Consider the following 15,295-nt stretch of genomic DNA (forward strand, 5'->3'; position numbering starts at 1 on the left):
AAGATTAAGGTATAATAATGCTTGCTTTAAGGAGGACAATTATGGCAGCAATAAGTTATGAATTAAAACATGTTTGTAAACAATCAGGTGCCCGCTATGGAATCTTACATACTCCTCATGGTGATGTTGAAACACCAATGTTTATGCCGGTTGGGACGTTAGCTACTGTAAAAGGAATTTCCCCAGAAATGTTGAAAGAAATGCATTCACAAGTGATTCTTGCCAATACTTATCATCTTTGGCTTCGACCAGGTGAAGATGTAGTTGAACAAGCTGGCGGTTTACATAAATTTATGAATTATGATGGACCAATGCTTACTGATAGTGGTGGTTTTCAAGTATTTTCATTAGGAAATACCCGTAAAATCGAAGAAGAAGGAGTTAAATTTAAAAGCATTATTGATGGAAGGGCGCTTTTTCTTTCTCCAGAAAAAGCAATTGAAATTCAAAATAAATTAGGAGCTGATATCATTATGTCATTTGATGAATGTGCTCCATATCCATGCACTTATGAATATATGAAAGATAGTATGGAAAGAACCTTAAGATGGGCTAAGCGTGGTAAAGAGGCCCATAAAAACACTGATAAACAAGCTCTTTTTGGAATTGTGCAGGGTGGCGAATTTTCTGATTTAAGAGAACGATGTGCTAAAGAACTAGTTAAAATGGATTTCCCTGGATATTCGATTGGTGGTACAAGTGTCGGTGAACCTAAAGATGTTATGTATAAAATGGTCGATGATGCAATTAAATGGTTGCCTGAAGATAAACCGCGTTATTTAATGGGAGTCGGTAATCCTATCGATTTAATTGAATGTGCAATAAGAGGAATTGATATGTATGATTGTGTTTTACCAACAAGAGTCGCTCGTCATGGTGCAGTTATGACAAGTATGGGACGAATTAATATCAATAATGAAAAATTTAAATATGATTTTTCACCACTTGATTCTAATTGTAATTGTTATACTTGTAAAAATTATACAAAAGCTTATGTTCGTCATTTACATAAATGTGATGAAATATTTGGAAAAACGTTATTATCTATTCATAATGTTAATTTCTTATTAGAACTCGCTAAAGATATTCGAGAAGCTATAAAAGAAGACCGCTTGCTTGATTTTAAAGAAGAGTTTCTAAATAAATACGGTCATGATGTCTATAAGAGGGCCTTTTAAAATGAAACTAAGTGAATTTGATTTTGAACTACCAGAAGAACTGATTGCCCAAACACCGTTAGACAAGCGGGATACCTCAAGATTGATGATCTTGAATCGCGAAAAACAAACAATAGAACATAAGCATTTTTATGACATCATTGATTATTTAAAACCAGGCGATATTCTAGTAAGAAACAATACTAAAGTTATTCCGGCACGTTTATTTGGCATCAAAGAAGAAACTAATGGTCATGTTGAAGTTTTGTTATTAAAGGACCAAGGTGATGATATTTGGCAATGTTTAGTCGGAAATGCTAGAATCGTTAAAATCGGGACTATTATTAGTTTTGGTGATGGTTTATTAAAAGCAAAATGTCTTGAAATAAAAGATGAAGGTATTAGAATATTTAAAATGATCTATACAGGAATTTTTTATGAGATTTTAGATCAATTAGGAACAATGCCGCTTCCTCCCTATATCAAAGAAAAATTAGAAGATCAAAATCGTTATCAAACTGTATATGCTAAAATTGAAGGTAGTGCGGCGGCACCAACTGCAGGACTACATTTCACTAATGAAATTATTGAAAAAATCAAAGCTAAAGGAATTGAAATTCTTGATGTAACTTTACATGTTGGTTTAGGAACTTTTAGACCTGTAAAAGTAGATAATGTTTTAGAACATCATATGCATAGCGAATATTATATGATCGAACCTGAAGTTGCTGATAAATTAAATCAGGCTAAAGTTAATGGGCAAAGAATCATTGCGGTGGGAACAACTTCAACTAGAACTTTAGAAGCAAACATGCAAAAGTATGGCAAATTTAAAGCAACTCATGAAAATACTGATATTTTTATTTATCCAGGCTATCAATATAAAGCTATTGATTGTTTAATTACTAATTTTCATTTACCAAAATCAACATTATTAATGTTAATTAGTGCTTTTGCTTCAAAAGAATTTATATTTAAAGCATATCAAGAAGCAATTAATGAAAAATACCGTTTCTTTAGTTTTGGTGATAGTATGTTTATAATCTAAATTTATACATACCAGAGGTAGAAATATCACATTTCTACTCCTGGTTTTATTTTTTAAAGTAAAACACTAAATTCCTATGTATATTAGATGTAATAAACATCAAAAGAACTAGTACTGTATAATGTGACATCTTATTCAAATTCCTGCTCTATGATGATCAAGATCATTAAGCCAGTTTAATGAAAAAAGAAAAGATAAATATTCTAGCCGCAAACGAGTCAAAAAAGGAAATAGATTGTCTAGCTTTATAAGATACTATTGATTTTATTGAAGTTCGCTAGAAAATTAGTTAAAGAAAATGATTATAAACAGTTTAAACAAAGAATAAGTGATTTAAAAGAATCTGATAAACGACTATGGATTTAGTTTAAAAATAATTAATAGCTTTCTAATTTTTCACTTAAAATCCATGATAAATATTAAAATCATTAATTTTAATCTCCAAATATGCTATAATTAGTGCATGAAAATAAATTATGACTTAAAATTTCAAGAAGAATTACAAAAAATAAAAGGAACAAGACCAACATTACTTTTACACGTATGCTGTGGCCCTTGCAGTGGTAATGTTATTAAAGAAATTGCTGATATTTTTGATATTACCATATACTATTCTAATTCTAACATCTATCCTAATGATGAATATCAGCGACGTTATCAAGAATTATTGACTTTTATTGATCAATTTAATTTGGACTTCAATCACCACATCAAAGTTATTGAAGATCCTTATTTGCCTAAAGAATATCTTGAAAAAATTGCTATTTACAAAGATGAACCTGAAGGAGGTAAACGTTGTTATCTTTGTTATCAAAAAAGGATGTCTAGAGCTTTTGATTATGCCTCTAAAAATAAATTCGAATATTGGACTACGGTATTGAGTGTTTCACCACATAAAAATAGCCAATGGATCAATGAAATCGGAGCTTCATTTGATCAAGAAAAAACAAAGTTTTTATTCAGTGATTTTAAAAAAAATAATGGCTATTTAAAATCTGTTCGTTTTGCTGATAAATATCACTTGTATCGTCAAAGTTATTGTGGTTGTATTTATTCGTATCAAGATATGTTGAAAAGAAAAGAAGAACACAACAAAAATAATTAATTAAAAACATGAGTTTATAGCTCATGTTTTTAATATTTCTTTAATTGTCTTGTTGCAGGTCCACTAATAAGATGACCATGACAATCAAAGATAGATCCATGACATGGACAATGCCATATTTGATCTTTTTCATTAAATTCTACTACACATTTTAAATGAGGACAATATGGTGAAAAGTAAAAAACTCTTCCTTGCTTATCTTTATAGATTGCAATTAAATGTCCATGATAGCGTACTACTTTCCCTTGATTACAATTTAATTTTACTTCCTTAGATACTAAAATCCGATTCTTTATCATTCCATGATAATTATTTTTAACCAATTTAATAATATCTTTGTAAGAATGTAAATAATGACCATAATTAGGATCATACAATGCAGCAAATTTACTATCATTATTTATAATCAACTCATAAATTAGTTTACTAGCTACATGACTCAAAGTCATGCCCCATTTATTATAACCATAAGCTATGAATTCATTTTCATTAATTTTACCAATATAGGGTATTTTTCTTAATGGCACACTATCTTGTCCATACCAATGCCATTGATCCTTAGTAAAATTTTTATTTATTTCAATAACTGCATTTTCATTTACTGGACGAATAGAAAAATTAGTAGTTAAATTCAAGATACTATCTTTTTGTCTTTTCCCTTCTCTATAAATAACATGTTCTTTTTCTTGTAAAATTCTAAAAAAATAGCCTTTTTGTAAATTAGGTGGATAGCGTGTCATCCAAACTATTTTTTTTGCTTGAACTTTCTTTTTGTTGACTTCTAAATAAAATTCATTATCTTTGATTTCTTTTTTTGTTACTAATGAATTTTCATAAATATCTATTTTATCACATTTTTCTAATATTCCTTTAAGATATTTTAATGGGTGAAATATAGCTTGATGATAAAGTCCCATCGATACATATCCATCATTAGTAACATTTTCAACAACATCAAATCCCCATGATTTAAATAATTTAATTTGATTTACGATTTTTTTGTTATTTTCACTATCTTTAGCTTCAATATAAGCAAGATTTTCTTTAAAATCACAATCAATCTGGTTTATTTCAATAATATTTTTGATTTCTTGTAAAGCTTCGTAATTAGAATCTAAGTATTCTTTAGCTTTACTTTTATCATAAGCATTGCAAATATCTTCATAAAGAACATCATGTAAATAACTTATTTTTGCTGTCGTATGCCCTGTTGTTTTGCTTGCTAGTTTATCACTTTCAATTAATGCTACTTTAAAATTACTATCATTCAGACGATAAGCTAAAGTTATGCCACTCATTCCCCCACCAATTATAACAATATCGTAATTACAGTCAGCTTCTATTTTAGGATAGTTTGGCAATTTTACTGTTTTTTGCCAATATGATTCATTTTCCATTTTTATCACCTTATAAAATTATGTCCTTTAAAATAAAAAAGATACTGAAACTTCAGTATCTAATAAGGTTTTAAGTTTTTCATTGAAAAATCTAGAATCGGTGCTCCATAAGTAATAGCCCCAGAAGAAACAAAATCCACGCCTATTTTAGCAATTTCTAAAAGTCTCTCTTTAGTAACATTACCAGAACATTCACTTTGTGCTTTATCACCAATCATGATAACAGCTTTTTTCATCATCTCATTATCCATATTATCCAACATAATAATATCTGCTTTAGCATTTAAAGCTTCTTCAACCTGTTCTAGAGTTTCTACTTCTACTTCAATTTTTCGAACAAACGGTGCATAATCACGTGCCATTTCAATTGCTTTAGTAATACTTCCGGCTGCTCCGATATGATTATCTTTGATCAACACTCCATCTGATAAATTATAACGATGATTTGTTCCACCACCTATTTTAACTGCATATTTTTCAAAAATACGATTATTAGGTGTAGTTTTACGTGTATCTAATAATTTAGTTTTAAAACCTTTCAAGATTTCTACCGACTCATGAGTATATGTTGCAATCCCACTCATTCGTTGCAAATAATTTAAAGCTACTCTTTCACCAGATAATAATACTCTGATATCACCAATTACTTCACCAATATAATCACCTTTTTTTATTTTATCACCATCATGATATTTAGTGGTAAATTTACAATTGCTATCTAATAGCTTAAACGTTCTTTCAAAAACTTCTAAACCACAAATGATTCCATCTTGTTTACAAATTAAATCAACATGACCCAACTTAGCTTCAGGCATAACAGCATTAGTTGTAACATCATCACTTGTAATATCTTCTTTTAGAGCACTTAAAATATAATCATCGATATTAACCTTAAGATTTACACCATTTATCATAGAACTCACCGTCTTTTCTTTTAATTTCTTCCATAATTATTCTTCTATTATCAATCATTAATTTATCTTTGTTGTATTTACTAATATCGATATACTGTGGATCAAAATTGATTTTATTGATTTCATCTTTAATTACTCTAGCAGCTCTTTTAGCAAAAACTAGACTTTCTAATAAAGAATTGCTGGCTAAACGATTCGCTCCATGTACACCATTACATGCTGTTTCACCAACAGCAAATAAATTTTCCATAGAAGTTCTACCAAAAGTATCACTTTTGATTCCTCCCATCAAATAATGCTGAGCCGGAACAACAGGTACTGGTTCACGATACATATCATAACCTTCTTCAAGACATTGCTTATAAATATGGGGAAATCTAGTTTGAATCTGATCATGATCCATATGCATAACTGATAAATAAACATAAGGACTATTATATTTATCCATTTCTTTTTTTATCGCATTACTAACGACATCTCGTGGTAATAACTCATCTACAAACCGTTCCATATTTGGATTCAATAAATGAGCTCCTTCGCCTCTAACTGACTCACTGATCAAAAAACTTCTTCCTGGTTTAGTTGTATATAAAGTAGTTGGATGAATTTGAATATAATTTATATTCTCTAATTCAATATTATTTCTTAACGCTATTGCAAAGCTGTCTCCAGTAATATGTCTAAAATTAGTAGAATGTTCAAACAAACCACCCATTCCTCCAGTAGCTAGAATAACGACCTTAGCATTAATTTGCACGATTTCGTTATTATTTTCCATAATAATTCCTGTTACTCTATTATTATCATTAATAATATCTAGCATCGTTGCATCTTCAATAACTGTAATATTACCACATAATTCAATTTGTTTAATTAGTTTTGATGTGATTTCTTTACCAGTAACATCTTGATGGTGCAAAATTCTAAATTCAGAATGTGCTCCTTCACGAGTATAAGCCAAATTTCCTTCACTATCACGATCGAATTCAACCCCATAATCCATTAGATCTTTCATTATCTGTGGTGCCTGTTGAATCATTATTCTAACTGATTCAGGATTATTTTCATTACGTCCTGCTTTCAAAGTATCTTGGTAAAAGGCATCAAAATCATCAGCACTTTTTAAAGTACAAATTCCACCTTGCGCTAAGTAAGAATCACTATTTTCAATTTTATCTTTAGTAATCATTAGAATCTTTAAATCACGTGGTAAACATAGCCCAGCAAATAGCCCAGCTGCTCCTGTTCCGACAATGATTACATCAAAATTATTATCCATTATTCTCCACCTTCTTATTTTGCTAGTTCATGCATTCTTTCCAATGGTTTTTTAGCTTTGACCATGAATTCATCATCAAGAATAACTTGATTTGTATTATTTTTTAAACAATCTCTGATTTTTTCAAGCGTATTTTTCTTCATATTTGGACAAACTAATTTATCTGTTGCTGGATAGAATTTTTTATCTGGATTACGTTTTTCCATTTCATGAATTACCCCTACTTCAGTAACAACGATAAATTCATCATGTTCTTGATCATTAGTAGCATAATCAATAATACCCGATGTACTACCAGCATAATCAGCTAACGCTACACATTCTGGTCGGCACTCAGGATGAATCAACACTGGTGCACCAGGATGCAACTGTTTAGCCTTTTGAATATCTTCAACCTTAATTCGATAATGAGTTGGACAATACCCGTTGCAAAAAACAAAATTTTTATCTGGAACGATCTTAGCAATATGTTTACCTAAATTTTGATCAGGTATAAATAAAATATTTTTATTTGGCAAAGCCTCTACAATTCTTTTGGCATTTGATGATGTTACACAAACATCAGCCATCGTCTTGATCTCTGCTGTTGAATTTATGTAACATACAACACACAAATCTTCATACTTTTCTCGCATTCGGGCAATAAAATACTCATCAACCATATGTGCCATCGGACAATCAGCCTCACTGTCTGGCATTAAGACCGTTTTATTAGGACTTAAAAGTTTTGCACTTTCGCCCATAAACTCAACTCCAGCAAACACAATAACATCTTGTGGACAATCTACAGCAATTTTAGATAAATAATATGAATCTCCTAAATAATCAGCAATATCCTGGATTGCTCCATCAACATAGTAATGTGCTAGAATAACAGCATTTCTTTCTTCTTTTAGTTTTTTAATTTCATCAACAATATTATTCATATAACTATCCCCATTTCAAAGTTCTTGTACATTAGATAAAATATCCCATAAATCACACCCATTGTCAAGTGAAATAGTTAACAAGACACCAGATATTATTTCAAGATATACTCTTTCTTCCATTATACATTATTTCTTTACATAATTAAAAGATTCTAGTAACAAAACTAGAATCTATTATCCACTTGCTACAATTATAGCAAATACCTTATTGCATTGATAATAATGATGCAGCTACTGATTCTAAATTGATCTTAGCACTTTTAATTTCATCAAACTTAGCCTGGTCACAAGTTTCAAAATCAACTTTTTTAGTTAACTTTTTAAAACTAGCAAGTTCATTTTTAATATTCGATTTCATTGCTTTATCAATTTGTTTACCATTTTTAGCTAAAGCAGCTTCAATTGAAAGAACCAGATTTTCTACCTCATTTTTAAAAACTAAACGTTCTTTAGTAAGAGCGTCCTGCTGTTCAAACTGCTTAGCTTCATGAATTGCTCTTTCAATATCAGCATCAGACATATTAGAAGTATTTTCAATGGTGATACTTTGCATATTTCCACTAGCTAGATCTTTAGCTGATACATTAACGATTCCATTGGCATCAATATCAAATGTTACCTCAATTTGCGGTACTCCTCGCATCGCTCTTTTAATTTTCTTTAATTTAAATTTACCTAAACTCTTATTATCTTTAGCAAGCGGTCTTTCCCCTTGTAAAACATTAATTTCTACTTGAGTTTGAAAATTTGCAGAAGTTGTAAAGATTTGTGAATGACTAGTAGGAATAGTTGTATTACGTTCAATCAATGGTGTAGCTACCCCACCGACTGTTTCAATCGATAGCGTTAATGGTGTTACATCTAATAACAACACATCAAAATTACCAGTTGTACTAACATCACCTGATAACTTACCTCCTTGAATACTTGCTCCTAAAGCTACACATTCATCAGGATTTAAAGATTTACTAGCTTCTTTACCCGTTATCTCCTTGATTTTATCTTGAACTGCCGGAATTCTAGAAGATCCTCCTACTAAAATTATTTTATTTAAATCTGCAGGAGTCAATCTTGCATCATTTAAAGCATTTTGCATCGGTAAAACAAGGCGGTCAACTAGATTCTTAGTTAAAGCATTAAATTTAGCGCGTGTTAATTCAACTTCTAAATTTTTAGGCCCCGTATTTGTATTAGTAATAAATGGTAAATTTACAATTGTTGTAACCATTGATGATAACTCAATTTTAGCTTTTTCACCAGCCTCATTGATTCTTTGCATCGCTACCTGATCATGACTTAAATCAATTCCTTCAGCTCTTTTAAACTCTTCAACAATATATTTAGCAACACACTCATTAAAATCATCTCCACCAAGATGATTATCACCTGAGGTCGAAAGAACTTCAATCACACCATTTCCAATTTCAATAATCGAAACATCAAAAGTTCCCCCACCTAAATCAAAAACCATTACTTTTTGACCATAACTATTTTCAAGTCCATATGCTAAAGCGGCTGCGGTAGGTTCATTAATGATTCTTTTTACTTCAAGACCAGCAATTCTTCCAGCATCTTTAGTTGCCTGACGTTGCGCATCATTAAAATATGCTGGTACTGTAATTACTGCTTCAGTTACTTTTTCTTGAAGAAAAGCCTCAGCATCGATCTTTAACTTTTGTAATACCATTGCTGAAATTTCCTGAGGACTATAAGCTTTACCATTGATTGTTTTACGATAATTTGTTCCCATTTCACGCTTGATTGAAGAAATTGTATTATTGGGATTAGTTACTGCCTGACGCTTAGCGTTTTCACCAACCAAACGTTTACCATCAGCTGTAAATGCAACTACACTTGGTGTCGTTTTATTACCTTCACTATTAGGAATGATAACTGCTTTACCATTTTCCATATAAGCCATACAACTATTCGTAGTTCCTAAATCGATTCCAATTACTTTACTCATCTTTATTCTCTCCTTTTAACAAATTCTACAGCCACAACAATTTAATAAACAACTGCATAACATTACATTATAACAAAATGTCATATCACCAAACGGCGAATCGTATGTTTGCCGACCTGTTTGATACTGCCTTTGACCACCTTGTAACTGCTGTAATAATAATAAATACTGTAAATTACTTGGCTCCATCTGCACTGCTGTTTGCGCGTAATCAACTGCGGTAATGTTATTACCCACACCATTTTCAGCAATTGCACTATAATAAAACCACATTGCATTTCGCGTTCTTATTTGATTCAATACATTAAGTGCTTCTTGATATCTTCGGGCGTTAATAAAACCTGCTGCTTCATTAAAAGCAGCCTGATCATTACCACTATATTGATAACTATACTGACCAGTATTTTGATTACCTCCATAATTACGATTAGTAAAACCTCGTTTACGATCATCCATAATTGTTTTATAAGCAGTTTGAACTTCTTTAAATTTTTCTGTATAAGCAGCTTGATTAGGATTGTTTATATTAGCATCAGGATGATATTTCTTACTTAATGTTCGATACGCTTTTTTTACCTCGTCATCGCTTGCTTGGGGATCTATTCCTAATATTTGATATGGATTCATTATTTCCTACCTTCCATTCGTTTTTTCTTGATCAATTCATATTTAGTCCATACACCACTATATAAGATATTACGTATAATAGCAGCATTTTCAATAATTGGCATTCTTTCAAAAGCCATCGTAGCCTCTGATATCATTAACTCTAAAATATCTTTACAGCGCTCATCAAACTGCGTCGTCTGATATGTTTGTTTTAAAGGATTATAATTTTCTTTCTTTAAATCATCTTCAATATCTTCATAAGCATCAATAAAATAAATAAACTTTCCTAAATAAAATCCTAATTCATACAACTCATCATACCATTCATCATTTTTATAAGCACAAATGAGTCCCATGACTCTACCAAAGTATTTTGATACTTCATCAAGATTATTTAAACCCTGTTTTTCATAATCATTGATCTTATGCAAACACTTCTCTATTTCATCTACTTTATCAGGATACTCTTTTTTAACCTTATTATAGGCTTTTTTTATCAGTTTTTTATATGTTTGCCGACTAATCTTTCTTTCATCCAGCCAATCATCTTCACATTTAAAATACGTTAAAACGATTGTCATTTTAGTCGCATAATCGACACATTCATTATAACGTGCCTGATGTTTTTTTAAAGGATGGATGATACAACGTTCATTTTTAAGCTTTGTATCAGGTTCGTATAAACCACTTAATAAGATGGCTAAGAAATTCATATCAAAATTTAAAGAAACCTGTGCTCTTAATCCATATTTATCTTTTAATGTTTTACACAAACCACAATAATAAGAATGATAGATATCAAACTCTTTAAATTTCATCTCTGGTTTATTTATTACTACATAACCAAACATAATTAACTTCTCTTTTCAAATTTATTTTTACAATTTGGACAGGTAATAATAATTTTACCATGCCCCTTAGGCACTCTTACCATTTGTTTACAATTAGGACAAGCAAAGTGCTTATGCGTTGGTTCTTGCTGATTCATCAACTTAAGTCTTAAATAACGATTTAAAGGACTTAAAAAATTTAAATATTTTTCATTTTCCTGGTTTCTTGCATATATATTTTTAGAGAACATTCTAAAAAGTACAATAAACCAGATTACCAAAAATACAATTTCAATAACAATATTACTAATAAAAATATTAATAATAAAACAAATAATACTGATAATAATTAAAAAACTATTTAATTGATCACTACCATATCTACCTTGCATAAATTGATAAAATTTATCTTTCATATAAGCACCCCAATATTAAATTTCTATGACATAGTATATTTTTTTATTATTAACTATTCATGAACTTACTTATTATACCACAACAATTTTAGATTATATCATCAACTAAAAATATCACAATTTAAAACATCTTCTATCAATAAGAAGATGTTTCAAATCATTTTTTCTTTTTTATTAATCGATGCCATAAATACCAATTCAAAATCATTCCCCCTAATAATAAAATCATTGAAAATGATAACAAATTATTATTTAAGCTATAACACATATACAAATACAATATAACTAAAATACATATTATATAAAACATATCTATCAAAATCAGAAATTTTTTCACAATCTTTCCCTCATTACACTACTAGCTATAATGATAACGATCAATAATCTTTTTAGAAAGCTTTGTTGCATGTAAGACAGTTAATATCGCAAAATAAGTATATGAATAATCAAAACGTTTAAAGAAAACAACCATTAAAAGTCCAATAAATGCTTCAACCAAAAAGCATATTAAATACACATATAAAAAACACGGTGTAAGCATATCTAATTTTTTAATTAATTTACTTAATACACTAATACGATCTAAAACAACCAAAACAAACCACAAACCATATCCTAAAATAGACCATAAAGCCGTTTTAACAAAAACCTCTATTAGATTAATAGAATCTGTTTTTAATAAACACCAAAAATAACCGCTAATCATAAATACAGCATAAACTCCCAATAAAATAATCAGTTGTCTTTTCATCGCTTTTCACCCCATTTTTTTAATTTGTTTATGATAAAACAGATATGATTGATTTAATTAATATTATTTTATAAGATTTTTTTGATCATTACTTTATTTTTTAAAATCATGATACTTTGATAAGTAATTACCAAAACAAAAATTATTAACACTATCCCTATAATAAGCTCCCCAAAAATAAAGTTATAAATTGTTAAACATATACCAAGTATATCATTAAATAAAACCCAGGCAGCTGCTCTAACTCTTTCATTATCTATATCTAATTTTACATTAATACATATATCTTTAATAGCCATCGAAATAAACAAAAACATGAGAACTATTGCTTCCAATAAAGCTTTTTTAAACATCAAAATTATAAATGTGACACCTAAAATTAATAATATATAAAATTCAACCTTCTTATAAATTTTCATTTGTAATCTCTCCGTTAATTAAGATAATTATTATCCAAGATATAATGTAGTATAGTTTCCTTTTGTGTATCCACCAATTGCCTTTTTCCATTAATTTTTGCTTCTGTTTTTGTTGTATCCCAAGAAATATCCCGTTGAATCATATACTTCATAAAATTTTTTCAGCAGTTATCCATGCTTCAACAGCCTAACTAGGGAGTCCAGAATAACCGCTAACTACTATAATAATAGAATAGGTCAAGTTTTTAGGTAAACATGATCTGTTGGTTTAATATTGTAAGGTATCTGCTCTAGTTAATTGAACAAGTAATTAATTATTATTTAAATTTTTTCATAATTTACAATGACATCATCATATTCAAAAAATTTAGTCTTTAAACATATCAATGTTATTAATGCTACATATAGCAGGTTAGTGATAATATATTTTACTTCTTTTTATAATTTATCGTAAACCAAAAATAAAGTAATTTATTTTTAGATTTACTATTATAACAGTCACTATCATAGCTATATATACTTTATTATTTAATAAATCTTGATATTATAAATATTTTACCTCCTAACTTATCTGATTGATTAATTAAATCTTCAGCTTTCAAAGATCCTACAGTAGTAACTATGATGACCTTCTTTGATTCCATAGTTTATATTAATTTTTTATGTAATCACTTCTATACTTCTACTATAACATAAAAACAAGAAAGAATTGTTGCTTCCCTGTTCTAACGGTCAAAAATACAATTAAACGGTAATCGTTATATAACCACCAATCATTTACAAAACTTTCAAAAAGCTTTTAATACTATCTTTTTTGTCGCCAACTTACATTAAATAATCTTTTTCTCCATTTAAATAAACACCTTTATCTAAATACATTAGAAATTTTATTTTTATTAATAGCTGTCCTTCAACATATTAATATAAAATTATTTTCTGTTAAAAATATAATAAGCCAATCCCAAAAAATACAATTTCAATAACGATATTACTAACAATAAAAACTATTTAACCATTAAATAAAATATTATCAATTTTTTTTAATTATTAACATTATCATCTCTTTATGTTTTTATAACATATAAGCTGTTATAAAAACATATATTTTATCAAAAACAGATAGAAATTATGTTCTATCTGTTTAATTATTATCAGTTTTTCTTATCACGATAATCATAACCTTTATAAATATCAATAACTCTACCATTGATTTGAATATGTTGATTATCTATCCATTCAACATCACACATTTCCCAATAGTCGTCACCATCTAAACCATTTGATACTTCTCTGCTTGCTACTTTTTGCCAATAAATAGTTTTTAAAACGTGATAAACACGATCTTTTGAAACCGCCAAATCCCCTTTATATATGATACATTACTACTTTTATCTTCTTTACATATATCTACTATCACAGTATGCTTATTATCCAGAGCATCAAGACTTGTTTCCCTTAGTTAAAAATATTGCTCTTGTTTATCAATCGACTTTGCCAATAAATCGGTAATATATTTCGATTTCTTGTATTCGCTCCCCATTCTCATTGGTTTCTGCCAAATGAATGAAGATTTTTTCTATCATGGCATTTAATAATTGTGCAGTCAGTTCTTTTAGTATGGAATATTCCTTGATTAACTCAATCCATTTTTCAGCACCAATCATATCTTGCTCCATTTTATTTAATTCTTCTCTTAGGTTTTTTATCTCATTTTCCAGCTCGATTTGTTCTTGTTGATATTTGCCCGACAACATAATGAAGTTTCGCTCCGTTATCTTCTCACTGGCTCTGTCCTCATACATTTCCGCAAATAAGCGGTCAATTTCATTTTGACGGTTTTCAGCTTTCTTTAACTTGGCTGTCTTTTTCTTCTTTTCCCTTATTCGCTCTGCATTGCCGACTTTCTGTATCTTTTTCAAGACTTTTTCTTCGTCCTGCTGAACAGCCTTCGCCCAATACTATAATCGTTCCAATACAGCTTCATAAAGTACGTCATAACGGATATAGTGCATGGAACAGTAGCCTTTGCCAAACTGTCCATAAAAACTGCATGCGTAATATCTGCTGTAAATTTAAAAGGAACAACACCAGTTTGCTTAGAAAAAAACTCTCTAAATTTTGTATTAAAATAAAAATCACAATATAATAATGGACTATCTAATATAATTTCTTTAACGACACTTTTAAGCAATATGTGATTTCTTTTTTCTAATCAAATTGCCTTGAAAATATTCCTTAATATTATAATTTAACTCCTGTTTTGTTCCTGTATAATAAACATTGAGTTATTTACATATTTTTGATAATTCTTCTCTATACCAATAATATTTTATAAACTCATCATATGACTTAATTTCGTTAAACTCTGGTCGATTGTTCATTCATATAAACCTTACATTCCTTTCCGCCTGCAGCTACAAGGCACACATAGTCATGAAAATCAATCATTTCTTTTTATCAAAGTAAGTGCTATAA

Annotated in this window: 16 protein-coding genes; 3 read left to right on the forward strand and 13 right to left on the reverse strand. The window is 29.3% G+C overall.

The window, feature by feature from the left end; translation table 11 throughout:
• Positions 1 to 41: 41 nt before the first annotated feature.
• The 3 genes from tgt (at position 42) to OC535_RS07470 (ending at position 3,310) form a co-directional block, all read left to right on the forward strand.
• The gene (gene tgt, locus OC535_RS07460) at positions 42 to 1,178 is read left to right on the forward strand and encodes a tRNA guanosine(34) transglycosylase Tgt (protein WP_024721770.1); all 1,137 of its coding nucleotides are present in this window, start codon (positions 42 to 44) and stop codon (positions 1,176 to 1,178) included.
• 1 nt (position 1,179) lies between these two features.
• Positions 1,180 to 2,205, forward strand: coding sequence for a tRNA preQ1(34) S-adenosylmethionine ribosyltransferase-isomerase QueA (queA, locus tag OC535_RS07465; protein WP_227052417.1), 1,026 nt, complete (start codon positions 1,180 to 1,182; stop codon positions 2,203 to 2,205).
• A gap of 463 nt (positions 2,206 to 2,668) precedes the next feature.
• Positions 2,669 to 3,310, forward strand: coding sequence for an epoxyqueuosine reductase QueH (locus tag OC535_RS07470; protein ID WP_024721772.1), 642 nt, complete (start codon positions 2,669 to 2,671; stop codon positions 3,308 to 3,310).
• 29 nt (positions 3,311 to 3,339) lie between these two features.
• Here OC535_RS07470 and OC535_RS07475 read toward each other — a convergent pair whose 3' ends face one another.
• The 13 genes from OC535_RS07475 to OC535_RS07535 form a co-directional block, all read right to left on the reverse strand.
• Positions 3,340 to 4,707 (reverse strand): FAD-dependent oxidoreductase, encoded by a 1,368-nt coding sequence (locus OC535_RS07475; protein ID WP_227052418.1) that lies wholly within the window; start codon positions 4,705 to 4,707, stop codon positions 3,340 to 3,342.
• Positions 4,708 to 4,766: 59 nt separating this feature from the next.
• Positions 4,767 to 5,621, reverse strand: a complete 855-nt coding sequence (gene nadC / locus OC535_RS07480; RefSeq protein WP_024721774.1) for a carboxylating nicotinate-nucleotide diphosphorylase — start codon at positions 5,619 to 5,621, stop codon at positions 4,767 to 4,769.
• Positions 5,599 to 6,900, reverse strand: coding sequence for an L-aspartate oxidase (locus OC535_RS07485; RefSeq protein ID WP_227052419.1), 1,302 nt, complete (start codon positions 6,898 to 6,900; stop codon positions 5,599 to 5,601). The genes nadC and OC535_RS07485 overlap by 23 nt, the downstream gene beginning before the upstream one ends.
• 14 nt (positions 6,901 to 6,914) lie before the next feature.
• Entirely contained in the window at positions 6,915 to 7,826 is a 912-nt protein-coding gene (gene nadA / locus OC535_RS07490) for a quinolinate synthase NadA (protein ID WP_227052420.1), read from the reverse strand.
• A gap of 208 nt (positions 7,827 to 8,034) precedes the next feature.
• The gene (dnaK, locus tag OC535_RS07495) at positions 8,035 to 9,795 is read right to left on the reverse strand and encodes a molecular chaperone DnaK (protein WP_227052421.1); all 1,761 of its coding nucleotides are present in this window, start codon (positions 9,793 to 9,795) and stop codon (positions 8,035 to 8,037) included.
• A 15-nt stretch (positions 9,796 to 9,810) separates the two neighbouring features.
• Positions 9,811 to 10,422: a J domain-containing protein gene (locus tag OC535_RS07500; RefSeq protein WP_024721776.1), complete on the reverse strand. Its 612-nt coding sequence runs from the start codon at positions 10,420 to 10,422 to the stop codon at positions 9,811 to 9,813.
• Positions 10,422 to 11,255, reverse strand: coding sequence for a DUF5685 family protein (locus tag OC535_RS07505; protein ID WP_498823509.1), 834 nt, complete (start codon positions 11,253 to 11,255; stop codon positions 10,422 to 10,424). Before OC535_RS07505 ends, OC535_RS07500 begins: the two co-directional genes overlap by 1 nt.
• Before the next feature lie 2 nt (positions 11,256 to 11,257).
• Complete coding sequence (locus tag OC535_RS07510) at positions 11,258 to 11,650, reverse strand: hypothetical protein (protein ID WP_024721777.1); 393 nt, start codon at positions 11,648 to 11,650, stop codon at positions 11,258 to 11,260.
• 358 nt (positions 11,651 to 12,008) lie between these two features.
• A complete protein-coding gene (locus OC535_RS07515) occupies positions 12,009 to 12,401 on the reverse strand; it encodes a hypothetical protein (protein ID WP_498823510.1) in 393 nt (130 codons plus the stop codon).
• 68 nt (positions 12,402 to 12,469) lie between these two features.
• A complete protein-coding gene (locus OC535_RS07520) occupies positions 12,470 to 12,820 on the reverse strand; it encodes a hypothetical protein (RefSeq protein WP_498823511.1) in 351 nt (116 codons plus the stop codon).
• 1,151 nt (positions 12,821 to 13,971) lie between these two features.
• Positions 13,972 to 14,178, reverse strand: coding sequence for a hypothetical protein (locus OC535_RS07525; RefSeq protein ID WP_498823512.1), 207 nt, complete (start codon positions 14,176 to 14,178; stop codon positions 13,972 to 13,974).
• A gap of 123 nt (positions 14,179 to 14,301) precedes the next feature.
• Positions 14,302 to 14,739, reverse strand: coding sequence for a DUF4368 domain-containing protein (locus OC535_RS07530; protein ID WP_498823513.1), 438 nt, complete (start codon positions 14,737 to 14,739; stop codon positions 14,302 to 14,304).
• A 39-nt stretch (positions 14,740 to 14,778) separates the two neighbouring features.
• Complete coding sequence (locus tag OC535_RS07535; protein WP_498823585.1) at positions 14,779 to 14,892, reverse strand: recombinase zinc ribbon domain-containing protein; 114 nt, start codon at positions 14,890 to 14,892, stop codon at positions 14,779 to 14,781.
• Positions 14,893 to 15,295: the final 403 nt, after the last annotated feature.

Source organism: Clostridium sp. Marseille-Q5894 (assembly GCF_946902305.1).
Taxonomy (GTDB): domain Bacteria; phylum Bacillota_I; class Bacilli_A; order Erysipelotrichales; family Coprobacillaceae; genus Thomasclavelia.